Source organism: Streptomyces sp. NPDC007971, from assembly GCF_042958635.1.
Lineage (GTDB): Bacteria > Actinomycetota > Actinomycetes > Streptomycetales > Streptomycetaceae > Streptomyces.
Genome location: NZ_JBIBJK010000005.1, coordinates 42,837 through 55,382, shown reverse-complemented (window position 1 = coordinate 55,382; position 12,546 = coordinate 42,837). Strand labels below are relative to the sequence as shown.

The window sequence follows — 12,546 nt, the reverse complement described above, 5'->3', positions numbered from 1 at the left end:
CGCGCGTACCTGTGAGAATCAGGGCCATGGAAAGCAGCAGCGCCACGTCCGGCGGCAGCACGCGCCGCGAGGCAACCCGGCAGAAGCTCTACGAAGCGGCCGTCACGCTCATCGCCGAGCAGGGCTTCTCGGCCACCACGGTGGACGAGATCGCCGAACGGGCCGGGGTCGCGAAGGGCACGGTCTACTACAACTTCGCGAGCAAGTCGGTCCTCTTCGAGGAACTGCTGCGGCACGGCGTGGGCCTCCTCACCGCATCCCTGCGGGAGGCGGCCGAGCAGACCGAGGCCGAGGGCGGCAGCAAGGTGGACGCCCTGGACGCGATGGTCCGCGCGGGCCTGGTCTTCATCGACCGCTACCCGGCCTTCACCCAGCTGTACGTGGCCGAGCTGTGGCGCACCAACCGCGCCTGGCAGTCCACCTTGATGGTGGTCCGGCAGGAGGCCGTGGCCGTGGTCGAGGGGGTGCTGCGCGAGGGCGTGGCGGCCGGGGAGTTCAGCGAGGAGATCGACGTCCAGCTGACCGCGGCCGCGCTGGTCGGCATGGTCCTGGTGGCCGCCCTGGACTGGAAGTCCTTCCAGCCGGAGCGCTCCCTGGACGACGTCCACGCGGCGCTGTCCCGGCTGCTCCAGGGCCGTGTGAGCGGCAGGGCCTGAGCACACGGGAAACACCCGCGGGAAGCACGGGAAAGGCGCCGGTCCCTGGTCGGACCGGCGCCTTCCTGTTCCCCCGTACTTCCCGTACTTCCCCGTACGGATCTTCCCCACTGGTCCCCCGTGGTGGTCTGCCCCGGGTCCCCCGTGCCTCGCTTCCGCCGCCTCGGCGGCGGAAGGAGCGGCCAGGACGCGGGCGCCGTTCCGCCGCCCCGTGCCGGCGGTGCCGGTCCGCGCCCCTTGCCGTGTCTCCACTCTCCCGTCCACGCGGGGTGCGGCCCATCCGTGCGCGTACTCATCTCTCCGTCTGAGTACGGATACTCAGGCGTGTGTGCGCGTGCCCGCGACGCGGGACCGCCGCCTGGTTACGATCGCATCCGTGTCGGTACTCCCCCTGGTCTTCACCAGCGGCTGGGCCAGCGGCATCAACGCCTACGCGGCGGTGCTGCTGCTCGGCCTCTTCGGCCTGACGGGGGTGAGCGACGAGGTCCCGCAGACGCTGCAGCGCCCCGAGGTGCTGATCGTGGCGGGCGTGCTGTTCCTGTGCGAGGCGGTCGCCGACAAGATCCCGTACGTCGACTCCGCGTGGGACTCGGTGCACACCGTCGTCCGGCCGCTCGCGGGCGCCTGGGTCGGGGCGCTGCTGGCCGGGCACAGCGGCTCCCTCTCGGACGTGGCCGCCGGGCTGGTCGGCGGTTCGACCGCGCTGGCCAGTCACACCGTGAAGGCCGGGACGCGGATGGCGGTCAACACCTCGCCGGAGCCGGTCAGCAACATCGTCCTGAGCTTCGCCGAGGATCTCGGGGTGGCCGGCATCGTCACGTTCGCGATGTTCCACCCCGAGGCGGCGGCGGTCGTCGCGGCAGTGCTGCTCGTCTCCGGTCTGGTGGTGCTGGTGTTCCTCCTCTCCCGCATCCGGCGGTTCCTGCGGCGCCGGGCCCAGCGCCGGGAGGAGCGGCGGCTCGCCTCGCACTTGTCCGGGCCGCCGGACTGACCGGGACGCCGGACTGACCGGGACGCGGGGCCGACCGGGACGCGGGGCCGACCGGAGGGCCGGGCCGGCCGGGACGCCCGCGGACCGCGATGTCGGTGGCGGTCGATAAAGTCGCAGGCATGGCACGGATTGCGGTGATCGGCGCCGGGATGGGCGCGATGGCGGCTGCTGCCCGGCTGGCCGTCGCGGGCCACCGGGTGACGGTGTACGAGCGTACTCAGACGTACGGCGGTGCGGTGCGCCGCTTCGAGCGGGACGGGTTCGGCTTCGACACCGGCCCCGGACTGCTGACGCTGCCCGCGGTCTACCGCGACCTGTTCATCAAGACCGGCAAGGAGCCGCTGGAGGACCGCGTCGAGCTGGTCCAGGTCGACCCCGCCGCGCGGCACGTCTTCGCGGACGGCACACGGGTCTCCCTGCCGAACGCCTCCCGCGCGGGTGTCGTCACGGCCCTGGACGAGGCCCTGGGCGCCGGGGCCGGGCAGCGCTGGGGCGACTTCCTGGTGCGGGCCCGCGAGGCCTGGGACCGCACGCGCCGGCCGCTGCTGGAGGAGCCCCTGTGGCCGAACTGGCAGGTGCTGGCCGACCGCGAGCCGTACCCGGCCGTCCCGCACAAGCGCCTGCTGCGCACGCGCCGGGCGGCCACACCGGCCGAGATCGGCGCCTGGGAGCTGCGCGACGAGCGCCTGGCGGCCCTCCTGGAGAGCCAGGTGCTCGCCTACGGCCTCGATCCCCGGACCGCTCCGGCGAGCGCCGCCGTGCTGCCCTACATGGAGCACGCCTTCGGCACCTGGTATGTGCGCGGCGGCATCCGGGAGTTGGCGCGGGCGGTGTACGAGCGGTGCGTGCAGCGCAGGGTCGAGTTCGTCTTCGGCGCCGAGGTCACGGGGATCGTGGAGAAGGACGGCCGGGCGGCCGGTGTGGAGCTGGCCGACCGGACGGTGGCCGGGGCGGACCATGTCGTGGCGGACCTGGACCCGGCGCTGCTGCGGGCCCTGACGGAGCACCGGCTGGACGAGGAAGGCGACGTGCGGGCCGACCCGGTCTCACCCGTGCCGGGACGGTTCACCCTTCTGCTCGCCCTGCGGGAGGGACGCGAGGAGCAGGCCGTCCACCGTACGGTCGTCCACGCTCCGGACGCCGGGGCCGAGCTGGACTTCCTGGTCTCTCCCGGCGGCGGCGAACCCGTGTGCCCGACGGTGACCGTGCTGCGCCCCGACGACCCCGCCCTGAGGCCGGACGACGCACACGAGTCCGTCGTGGTGTCCGCCGTCGTGCCGGGCGAGGCCGGCCGGCAGGACGCGGGCACGGTCCGGCGCTACACGGACTTCCTGCTGGAAGCAGCCGGATCCGCGGTGCCCGGGCTGCGGGAGCGCCTGCTGTGGCACGAGGTGCGCGCACCCGGGCACACGGAGCAGGAGACGGGCACCCGCTTCGGGGCCGTGCCCGCTCCCGCACTTGCCGCCGGCCGGGGTCGTTTCCTGCATCCGGCGAACAGCACGCGCCTGCCCGGTCTGTACCGCGTGGGCGGCTGGTCGCACCCCGGCGGCGGGCTCCCCCATGCCGGGATGTCGGGTGCGCTGGTGGCCGGGCTGATCGTGGAGGGCCCGGACTTCCGCGGCTCGCAGTGAGCGCGGCCGGGCTTCAGAAACGGTACTGCTCGTCGTAGCCGGTGCCCGGCTGCGGCTGCTGCCCGTGCCCCTCGTACGGGTAGGGCTGCTCCTGCGGGAGTTCGGCGCCGTAGGTCTCGTCGGTGCGCTGCTGCGGGACCCACACCCCGCCGGCCGGCGTCTGGCCGTAGCCGCCGGTGGCGTACGGGTCCTGGGCGTAGCCCTGCTGGCCGTACTGCTGCTCGTACCCGGTGTTGTACGAGGCTCCGCCGTAGGACTGGGAGCCGATGTACGGGTCGGAGTAGTTGGCGTACTGCTGCTGGCCGCCGGCCTCGTAGCCGTAACCCTGCTGGCCGTAGCCCGAGTAGTCGTAGGCGTAGTTCTGGTCGGCCCCCGGGGTGGCGGAGGCGTAGCCCGGGTTCTGGGCCTGGGCGGCGTCCGGCTGGGGGGCGCCGCCGTAGACGCCGTAGGAGCCGGTGTCGTCCGGGAGGGGCTGGGGCTCGTAGACGGCGGTGGTCTCGGCGGCGGGCTCGGGCGGACGGGGGGTGAAGACGTCGTCGCGGTCGTAGTCGTCGTCGCCGTAGGCGAGCTGCTCGTGGCCGTAGGCGCCGTCCCGGTCGTCCCCGTCCTCCAGGTCGGAGACCTCCAGGGTCGGGTCCTGGCGGTCGGCCCTGCCACGGCGGCGCTTGCTGCCGCCGCCCTCGGCCTCGGGGTCCGGCCGCTTGACCGCCCAGCCGGCGGCGAAGCCGCGGCGGAAGGACAGCGTGACGTAGGTCTGGCCGAGCGCGAAGGCGATCGCGCCCACGCCGATGACGATGACGGACGGCATCAACACGCCCACCACGACACCGAGGAAGCCCGCGAACGCGAGCAGGCGCCAGCGCAGTCGCGCCTTGTACTGCAGCAGTACCTCGCCGAGCAGCCACAGTGCGACGACGCCGAACGCGATGTAGAGGACCGTCCAGCCCATGTACGCCCCTCTCCCAGTAACCGCTACGCAGTGTGTCGTACGGCGGTGCGGCCGGTCTAGGCCTGCGGGTGGTGGTGCAGGCCCAGGTTCTCGTAGATCTCCAGGGTCGCCGTGGAGTTGTTGAGCGTGATGAAGTGCAGCCCTGGCACTCCCTCTGCCAGCAACCGCGCGCAGAACTCCGTGGCGAACTCGATGCCAATGGAGCGTACCGCCGCCGGATCGTCCTTCGCTGTGAGGATCCGCTCTTTCAGGACGTCCGGGAACTGTGCGGTGCTGAGCTTGGGCAGTCGTTCCAGCATCTTCACGCTGGTGACCGGCAGGACCTCGGGGATGACGGGGGTGTCGCAGCCCGCGGCCTCGACGCGGTCGCGCAGCCGCAGATACGACTCCGGCTGGAAGAACATCTGCGTGATGGCGTAGTCGGCGCCCGCACGGCACTTGTCGACGAAGTGTGCGACGTCGGTGTCCCAGTCGCTGGAGCGCGGGTGCATCTCCGGGAAGGCGGCCACGCCGACGCAGAAGTCGCCCGACTCCTTGATGAGCCGGACGAGCTCTGCCGCGTAGGTCAGGCCGCTCGGGTGCGCCACCCACTCGCCCATCGGGTCGCCGGGCGGGTCGCCGCGCACGGCGAGCATGTTGCGGATCCCCGCGTCCGCGTACTGGCCGATGATGTTGCGCAGTTCGGCGATGGAGTGGTCGACCGCGGTGAGGTGGGCGACCGGCGTGAGCGTCGTGTCCACGACGATCTGCTGGGTCTCCTTGACCGTCGTCGTGCGCGTGGAGCCGCCGGCGCCGTAGGTGACGGAGACGAAGTCGGGGGCCACCGCCTCGACCCTGCGCAGCGCGTTCCACAGGTTCCGCTCACCCTTGGGGGTCTTCGGCGCATAGAACTCGAACGAGTACGTCGACTTGCCGGTACCGAGGATGTCGCGCACGGTGCGTGCACGATCAGTCCTGGTGGATGCGGTTCCGAGGGCCATACCCGCAGGTTAGCCAGGGTCGAGCGGTCCCCCAACCGAATGCCGGAAATTTGCCTGATTTGCCGGGTTCCTGTCCACCCCTTGGACAGAAATCCGGACACCGGTCAGGACGGGACCCCCGGTGGCCCCGCGATCCCGTGGTCCCTACACCTGCCGCAGACGCTTCGCGAACTCCGCGGCGGCGGCTCCGGGGTCGTCCGCCTCGGTGATCGCACGGACCACGACCACGCGGCGGGCACCGGCGTCCAGCACCTCGTCCAGATTGCCGAGGTCGATGCCGCCGATCGCGAACCAGGGACGGTCGGTGCCCAGCGCGGCGGTGTGCCGGACCAGGTCGAGGCCGGGCGCGTGACGGCCGGGCTTGGTGGGGGTGGGCCAGCAGGGGCCGGTGCAGAAGTAGTCCACGCCCTCCTGGACGGCGGCCGCGGCCGCCTCGGACCCGGCGTGCGTGGACCGGCCGATCAGGACGTCGTCGCCGAGAATCGCCCGGGCCGCGGGGACCGGGAGGTCGCCCTGGCCCAGGTGGAGGACGTCGGCGCGGGCGGCGTGGGCGACGTCGGCCCGGTCGTTGACCGCGAGGAGCTTGCCGTGCCGGGCGCAGGCGTCGGCGAAGACCGACAGGTGCTCCAGCTCCTCGGCCGCCTCCATGCCCTTGTCGCGCAGCTGCACGATGTCGACACCGCCGGCCAGGGCCGCGTCCAGGAACTCGGCGAGGTCGCCCTGCCGTCTGCGGGCGTCCGTGCAGAGGTAGAGACGGGCGCCGGCGAACCTGCTGCGGGCGGTGTCGGACATGGGTGATCCCCCCGTGGTCGGTGTTCCATGGGTCGCGAGGGGGTGGCGTACGGGCCGTGGCCGGTACGCCACCCGGGGTAAGAGTCGGCTCAGACGGCGAGCGCCTGGGCGCGGCGCTTCACCTCCGTGCCGCGATTCTCGCTCAGGGCCTGCGCGGGGGTGCCGGGCAGGGTCGGGTCGGGGGTGAAGAGCCACTCGATCATCTCTTCGACCGTGAAGCCGTCGTCCCTCAGGAGCGTCAGGGTCCCGGACAGGCCCTTGACGACCTTGTCCCCGTCGATGAAGGCGGCGGGGACGTGCAGCGCCTTGTTCTCGCCTCGGCGTACGGCGACGAGCTGGCCCTCCTTGACCAGCTGCCGCACACGCGTCACCTCGACACCGAGCTGTTCGGCGATGTCGGGGAGGGTGAGCCAGGCGGGGACGAGAACATCAATCTTTGCGTCAATCTCGGTCACGGGACCTAGCCTGCCATCCACCACCGACAGTCGGAAGTCAGGCCCGGTCCACGTTGCGCTGCGCGGGGTGCGGTGCGGGGTGCCGTGCGCGCGGCGAACGTGCCGGAAGGAGGCCGTCGAGCGGCTGCGGCACCGCTGCGGCCGCTCGCGCCCACGCGGGGGGCAGGTCGGCACGGCCCCGCGCCCCTCCCGGGCGCTCAGCGGTCGGCGGTGGCGTCCTTCAAGGGCCGCGCCGGGTCGGTCAGCGCCTGCGGATCCATACGGCGGCCCGCCTCGATCAGCCGCCGCCCCTGGGCCAGATCGCGCGGCCTGCCCACGGCCAGCAGGGCCACCAGGCGGTCCTCGCGCAGCCAGCAGACGGTCCAGGCCGGGCCGGCCGGGTCGCCGCGCCACACCAGGCGGTCGGCCGCCGGATGGTGGCCGGCGTACTGGACGAACCGGCCGAACTGCTCGGACCAGAAGTACGGCACCGGGTCGTAGACCGCCGGGATCGCGCCCATGATGTTCGCGGCGACCGTGCGCGGCCCCTGCAGGGCGTTGTCCCAGTGGTGGACCAGCAGCCGGGCGCCGTACCGGGCGGAGGGGAAGGAGGCGCAGTCGCCGACCGCGTACACGTCCTCGGCCGAGGTGCGCAGGTGGGCGTCGGCCACGACCTCGCCGTGCGCGCCCAGCTCGACACCGGAGCCGGCCAGCCATGCGGTGGCCGGACGCGCACCGATGCCGACCACGACGGCGCCCGCGGGCAGCCGGGTGCCGTCGGCGAGCACCACCGTGCCGGGCTCGACGCGCTCCACGCGCGCGTGGGTGCGCAGCTCGGCGCCGCTGTCGGCGTACCAGGCGGTCATGGGGGCGGCGACCTCGGCGGGCAGCGCGCCCGCCAGCGGCCGGTCGGCGGCCTCGACGACGGTCACCGCGCAGCCCGCCTCCCGGGCCGCCGTGGCGAACTCGGCGCCGATCCAGCCGGCGCCGACCACCACGATGTCGTGCTGCCGGGCGAGCACCGGCTTGAGCCGTTCGGCGTCGTCCAGGGTGCGCAGCAGGTGCACGCCGGGCACGCCCTCGGTGCCGGGCAGCCGCATCGGTTCGGCGCCGGTGGCGAGGACCAGGACGTCGTAGGGCACGGGCCCCGCCTCGGTGTCCAGCTCGTGGTCGGCGGGACGCACGCCCAGCGCCTCACAGCCGAGCCGCAGTTCGATGCCGAGCGACTCGAAGTCGACGTCGAAGGCAGACCCCTCGGACGTGCCGAGGAGCACGGCCTTGGACAGCGGCGGCCGGTCGTAGGGCTGGTGCGGCTCGGCGCCGATCAGGGTCACGGTGCCCGTGCAGCCCTGTTCCCGCAGGGCCACCGCCGTCTGCACCCCGGCCATGCCGGCGCCGACGACGACCACGCGCCGCCCCTGTGCAGTGTCCTGCTGTGGTGTCTGCTCGCTCACCCGATCACCATAGACAACTGACGAATGGTCAGTCAGCGGGCGTGCTCAGTGACCTGTTCCACAGCACTCGTGCGCAGCCGGCCGCACCGCCGCAGGCCTGCGACCTGCGGCGTGGTCCGCCACGGGGCCCGGACCGGTCCGCCCGGCGCACGGGGCACGGGCCGGGGCTCTCTTACGGGCGGCGAGCGCCGCGGGCTAGGGTGGCCACCGTACAAGCACTCGCGGGAGCCCGGACGCACCGGGCTGAGAGGGAGGCTGGCGGCCTCCGACCGTACGAACCTGATCCGGGTCATGCCGGCGAAGGGAGGGGCTGGACGCCCATGTCGTCACGTACGTCCGACGTCCTCGTCATCGGGGGCGGGATCATCGGCCTGGTCACGGCCTGGCGTGCCGCGCAGCGCGGGCTCGCCACGGCCGTGGTGGACCCCGAGCCCGGCGGCGGGGCCGCGCGGGTCGCGGCGGGAATGCTGGCCGCGGTCACCGAACTGCACTACGGCGAGGAGACACTGCTCGCCCTCAATCTGGAGTCGGCCCGCCGCTATCCGGACTTCGCGGCCGAGCTGACCGAGCTGACCGGCCACGACCTCGGGTACCGCCGCTGCGGCACGCTCGCCGTGGCGCTGGACGCCGACGACCGCGCCCACCTGCGTGAGCTGCACGAACTGCAGCGGCGCTCGGGCCTGGAGTCGGAGTGGCTGTCCGGGCGGGAGTGCCGGCGCCTGGAGCCGATGCTGGCGCCCGGGGTCCGCGGCGGGCTGCGGGTCGACGGCGACCACCAGATCGATCCGCGGCGGCTGGCATCGGCCCTGGTGGCCGCGTGCGAGCGGGCCGGGGTGGTGTTCCACCGGTCGTGGGCCGAGCGGCTCGATGTGGCAGGGGGCCGCGCCACCGGCGTCACCACGTCTGAGGGCACCGGGCTCGGCGCGGGGCAGGTCGTGCTCGCGGGCGGGAGCCTGAGCGGGCGCCTGGCGGGCGTCCCCCGGGCCGTGCTGCCGCCGGTGCGGCCGGTGAAGGGGCAGGTGCTGCGGCTGACCGTGCCCGCGCGGTACGCGCCGTTCCTGAGCCGCACCGTGCGGGCCGTGGTGCGCGGCAGCCATGTCTACCTGGTGCCCCGGGAGAACGGCGAGCTGGTCGTCGGCGCCACCAGCGAGGAGCTGGGCTGGGACACGACGGTGACCGCGGGGGGCGTGTACGAGCTGCTGCGCGACGCCCATGAACTGGTGCCGGGCATCACCGAGCTGCCCCTGACGGAGACCCGCGCGGGACTGCGCCCGGGCTCCCCCGACAACGCGCCGCTGCTCGGCCCGTCCGGTCTGGACGGGCTGCTGCTGGCCACGGGGCACTATCGCAACGGTGTGCTGCTCACGCCGGTCACCGGGCACGTCATGGCCGAGCTGCTGGCCGGCGGTGAGCTGCCGGAGGAAGCCCGTCCGTTCACGCCGGGGCGCTTCGGCGCCGCACCCGAGGACCGGCCCGCGCCCGAGGACCGGCCCGCACTCATGGAGCAGCCCGTATGACCGTCTCCGTCACGATCTCCGTCAACGGGGAGCACCGGCAGGTCGCCCCGGGCACCGCGCTGGACGTCCTCGTCGGGACCCTCACCGCCGCGCCCTCAGGCGTCGCCGCCGCCGTCAACGAAACCGTCGTCCCGCGCGGTCGGTGGCCGCTCACCTCCCTGTGCGAGGGAGACCGCGTGGAGATCCTCACCGCAGTGCAAGGAGGCTGACCCATGGCCGACGATCCCTTCGTCCTCGGCGGTGTGCCCCTCGGCTCCCGGCTGATCATGGGCACGGGTGGTGCGCCGAGCCTGGACGTCCTGGAGCGGGCACTGGTCGCCTCGGGCACCGCGCTGACCACCGTGGCGATGCGGCGGGTCAATCCCGAGGTGCAGGGCTCGGTGCTGTCGGTGCTGGAGAAGCTGGGCATCGGGGTGCTGCCGAACACGGCGGGCTGTTTCACCGCCGGTGAGGCCGTGCTGACCGCCCGGCTGGCCCGGGAGGCGCTGGGTACGGACCTGATCAAGCTGGAGGTCATCGCCGACGAGCGGACGCTGCTGCCGGATCCGGTGGAGCTGCTGGATGCGGCGGAGACGCTGGTCGACGACGGGTTCACGGTGCTGCCGTACACCAACGACGATCCCGTGGTCGCCCGGAAGCTGGAGGACGTGGGCTGCGCGGCGGTGATGCCGCTGGGCTCGCCGATCGGCTCCGGGCTGGGCATCCGCAATCCGCACAACTTCCAGCTGATCGTGGAGCACGCGCGCGTACCGGTGATCCTGGACGCGGGCGCCGGTACGGCCTCGGACGTGGCCCTCGCGATGGAGCTGGGGTGCGCGGGGGTCATGCTCGCCTCCGCCGTCACGCGCGCGCAGGAGCCCGAGACGATGGCCGCCGCGATGAAGCACGCGGTGGAGGCGGGACGGCTGGCCCGGCTCGCCGGGCGGATCCCGCGCCGTCACTTCGCCCAGGCGTCCTCCCCGGCGGAGGGACGCGCGCACCTGGATCCGGAACGCCCTGCCTTCTAGGGTCCTTCCTTCGGACCGGGCCGGCTTCGGATCACGGCACCTCACGGCGGAAACCGGCACGCTCCGAAGGAGAGGCCCTGGGGGCGTACCACGAGGGTCACAGCTCTGCTGCATTCCGTCCCCGGAACGGCCCAACGGACGGGAGTGTCGGTCGCCCCTCGTACACTCGCCTGCGTGGATACGACCCTTCAGGACCCCCTCGTCGGGCAGGTGCTCGACGGCCGGTACCGCGTCGATGCGCGGATCGCGGTCGGTGGGATGGCCACGGTCTACCGGGCCCTGGACACCCGCCTGGACCGGGTTCTCGCGCTCAAGGTGATGCACCCGACGCTCGCGGCCGACGGGTCTTTCGTGGAGCGGTTCATCCGGGAGGCCAAGTCGGTCGCCCGGCTGGCCCACCCCAACGTGGTGCAGGTCTTCGACCAGGGCACCGACGGGTCGTACGTGTACCTGGCGATGGAGTACATCGCCGGGTGCACCCTGCGGGACGTGCTGCGAGAGCGGGGCGCGCTGCAGGTGCGGGCCGCGCTGGACATCCTGGAGCCCGTGCTGGCCGCGCTCGGCGCCGCGCACCGGGCCGGGTTCGTGCACCGGGACATGAAGCCCGAGAACGTGCTGATAGGGGACGACGGACGGGTCAAGGTCGCCGACTTCGGGCTGGTGCGGTCCGTGGACACCGTGACCAGCACGACCGGCTCCGTGCTCGGGACCGTGTCGTATCTCGCGCCCGAGCAGATCGAGCAGGGCACCGCCGACCCGCGCGTCGACGTGTACGCCTGCGGTGTCGTGCTCTACGAGATGCTGACCGGCGGCAAGCCGCACTCCGGGGACTCCCCCGCCCAGGTGCTCTACAAGCACATCCACGAGGACGTGCCGCCGCCCTCCGCACTCGTGCCGGGGCTGCCGTACGAGCTGGACGAACTGGTCGCCTCGGCCACCGCGCGCACCCCCGACCTGCGGCCGCACGACGCGGCGGCACTGCTCGGCCAGGTGCTGCGCGCGCGTGCCGAGCTGACCGCCGAGCAGTTGGACGCCCTGCCGCCGCAGGCGCTGTCCGCCGAGCACGACAACGCCGGGGACCGCACGAGCGTGATTCCGCGCTCGCTGACCGTGCCCCGGCCGCTGCCCGTCAACGAGGACGACGAGGCTCCCGCGGCGGACGTCCAGCACACCAGCCGGCTGGACAGCCCTCCGGTGCCCCGGCGCCGCCCGGCGCGGCCCCGGCGCGGGCTCGTCACGGTCATCGCCGCGATCCTGGTGGTCCTCGGCGTGGGTGCCGGGGTCTGGTACATCAGCTCGGGGCAGTTCACCAAGGTCCCGCAGGTGCTGGCCAAGACCGAGGACCAGGCGAGGACGCGGCTGAAGGCGGCCGGGCTCGACGTCGGGCGGGTCAGACTGGAGTACAACGACACGGTCGCGCGCGGCACGGTCATCAGCACCGACCCGGCGGTCGGGGCCCGGATCCGGAGCAACGACTCCGTGACCCTGGTCGTCTCCCGGGGACCCGAGATCGTGAAGGTGCCGGACCTGGCGGGCGTCCCGCTGGGGAAGGCGCAGGCGAAACTGAAGGCGGCCGGCCTGGAGCCGGGCATGGTCAACCGGGCGTTCAGCGACAGCGTCGCCAAGGGCTCGGTGATCGGCACCGACCCGCAGGCGGGTATCAAGCGGCACGCGGGCTCGGCGATCGCGCTCCTGGTCAGCAAGGGCAACCCGATCGACGTGCCGGACGTCACCGGCGACGACCTCGACGAGGCCAAGCAGGAGCTGGAGGACGCCGGCCTGAAGGTGACCATCTCCGCGCAGCAGGTCAACTCCGAGTACGACAAGGGGCAGGTGGCCCAGCAGTCCCCGGCCGGCGACAGCCAGGCCGCCGAGGGCGACACGGTGACGCTGAAGCTGTCCAAGGGCCCGGAGATGATCGAGGTTCCGGACGTGGTCGGGGACAGCGTGGACGACGCGAAGAAGGCACTGGGGGACGCCGGCTTCGAGGTGAAGGAGGACCGGGGGCTGCTCGGGATCTTCGGTGACACCGTGAAGAAGCAGTCGGTTCAGGGCGGCGAGACGGCCCCCAAGGGGTCGGCGATAACGATCACCATCCGGTGAACGGGGACGGCACGCCGCGTGACACCCTGAAC

Annotated in this window: 12 protein-coding genes and 1 riboswitch; of the genes, 7 read left to right on the top strand and 5 right to left on the bottom strand. The window is 73.1% G+C overall.

Annotation, left to right across the window (positions count from 1 at the left end):
- The first annotated feature begins 26 nt into the window (after positions 1-26).
- The 3 genes from ACFZCP_RS11595 to ACFZCP_RS11585 all read left to right on the top strand — a co-directional run bounded on the left by ACFZCP_RS11595 (position 27) and on the right by ACFZCP_RS11585 (position 3,278).
- Complete coding sequence (locus tag ACFZCP_RS11595; protein WP_362679848.1) at positions 27-656, top strand: TetR/AcrR family transcriptional regulator; 630 nt, start codon at positions 27-29, stop codon at positions 654-656.
- Between the two features lie 376 nt (positions 657-1,032).
- Positions 1,033-1,647, top strand: a complete 615-nt coding sequence (locus ACFZCP_RS11590; RefSeq protein ID WP_391426305.1) for a DUF4126 family protein — start codon at positions 1,033-1,035, stop codon at positions 1,645-1,647.
- A 119-nt stretch (positions 1,648-1,766) separates the two neighbouring features.
- Positions 1,767-3,278: an FAD-dependent oxidoreductase gene (locus tag ACFZCP_RS11585; protein WP_391426303.1), complete on the top strand. Its 1,512-nt coding sequence runs from the start codon at positions 1,767-1,769 to the stop codon at positions 3,276-3,278.
- Between the two features lie 13 nt (positions 3,279-3,291).
- Here the strand turns inward: ACFZCP_RS11585 and ACFZCP_RS11580 are convergent, their stop codons facing one another.
- From ACFZCP_RS11580 to ACFZCP_RS11560, 5 genes are all read right to left on the bottom strand, one after another.
- Positions 3,292-4,227 (bottom strand): hypothetical protein, encoded by a 936-nt coding sequence (locus ACFZCP_RS11580; protein WP_391426301.1) that lies wholly within the window; start codon positions 4,225-4,227, stop codon positions 3,292-3,294.
- Positions 4,228-4,283: 56 nt separating this feature from the next.
- Complete coding sequence (gene metF, locus ACFZCP_RS11575; RefSeq protein WP_362679836.1) at positions 4,284-5,207, bottom strand: methylenetetrahydrofolate reductase [NAD(P)H]; 924 nt, start codon at positions 5,205-5,207, stop codon at positions 4,284-4,286.
- Between the two features lie 144 nt (positions 5,208-5,351).
- Positions 5,352-5,999: a thiamine phosphate synthase gene (gene thiE / locus ACFZCP_RS11570; RefSeq protein ID WP_391426298.1), complete on the bottom strand. Its 648-nt coding sequence runs from the start codon at positions 5,997-5,999 to the stop codon at positions 5,352-5,354.
- 89 nt (positions 6,000-6,088) lie between these two features.
- Positions 6,089-6,454 carry an Rv2175c family DNA-binding protein gene (locus ACFZCP_RS11565; RefSeq protein WP_391426296.1) on the bottom strand — a complete coding sequence of 122 codons (366 nt, stop codon included), beginning with the start codon at positions 6,452-6,454 and terminating at the stop codon, positions 6,089-6,091.
- Between the two features lie 197 nt (positions 6,455-6,651).
- Entirely contained in the window at positions 6,652-7,887 is a 1,236-nt protein-coding gene (locus ACFZCP_RS11560; RefSeq protein ID WP_391426294.1) for an FAD-dependent oxidoreductase, read from the bottom strand.
- Positions 7,888-8,098: 211 nt separating this feature from the next.
- Positions 8,099-8,210, top strand: a riboswitch (TPP riboswitch).
- Between ACFZCP_RS11560 and thiO the strand changes: the two genes are divergently transcribed.
- The 4 genes from thiO (at position 8,208) to pknB (ending at position 12,514) form a co-directional block, all read left to right on the top strand.
- A complete protein-coding gene (gene thiO / locus ACFZCP_RS11555) occupies positions 8,208-9,404 on the top strand; it encodes a glycine oxidase ThiO (protein WP_391426292.1) in 1,197 nt (398 codons plus the stop codon). It overlaps the preceding riboswitch by 3 nt.
- On the top strand, positions 9,401-9,613 hold the full coding sequence (thiS, locus tag ACFZCP_RS11550) for a sulfur carrier protein ThiS (protein ID WP_362679820.1): 213 nt from the start codon (positions 9,401-9,403) through the stop codon (positions 9,611-9,613). Before thiO ends, thiS begins: the two co-directional genes overlap by 4 nt.
- Positions 9,614-9,616: 3 nt before the next feature.
- On the top strand, positions 9,617-10,411 hold the full coding sequence (locus tag ACFZCP_RS11545; RefSeq protein WP_391426289.1) for a thiazole synthase: 795 nt from the start codon (positions 9,617-9,619) through the stop codon (positions 10,409-10,411).
- 174 nt (positions 10,412-10,585) lie between these two features.
- Positions 10,586-12,514, top strand: a complete 1,929-nt coding sequence (pknB, locus tag ACFZCP_RS11540) for a Stk1 family PASTA domain-containing Ser/Thr kinase (RefSeq protein ID WP_391426287.1) — start codon at positions 10,586-10,588, stop codon at positions 12,512-12,514.
- The last annotated feature ends 32 nt before the right edge of the window (positions 12,515-12,546 follow it).

Coding starts and splice junctions, on each gene's coding strand:
- ACFZCP_RS11595 (WP_362679848.1), top strand. CDS start 27: ATGGAAAGCAGCAGCGCCACGTCCGGCGGCAGCACGCGCCGCGAGGCA.
- ACFZCP_RS11585 (WP_391426303.1), top strand. CDS start 1,767: ATGGCACGGATTGCGGTGATCGGCGCCGGGATGGGCGCGATGGCGGCT.
- ACFZCP_RS11580 (WP_391426301.1), bottom strand. CDS start 4,227: ATGGGCTGGACGGTCCTCTACATCGCGTTCGGCGTCGTCGCACTGTGG.
- metF (WP_362679836.1), bottom strand. CDS start 5,207: ATGGCCCTCGGAACCGCATCCACCAGGACTGATCGTGCACGCACCGTG.
- thiE (WP_391426298.1), bottom strand. CDS start 5,999: ATGTCCGACACCGCCCGCAGCAGGTTCGCCGGCGCCCGTCTCTACCTC.
- thiO (WP_391426292.1), top strand. CDS start 8,208: ATGTCGTCACGTACGTCCGACGTCCTCGTCATCGGGGGCGGGATCATC.
- thiS (WP_362679820.1), top strand. CDS start 9,401: ATGACCGTCTCCGTCACGATCTCCGTCAACGGGGAGCACCGGCAGGTC.
- ACFZCP_RS11545 (WP_391426289.1), top strand. CDS start 9,617: ATGGCCGACGATCCCTTCGTCCTCGGCGGTGTGCCCCTCGGCTCCCGG.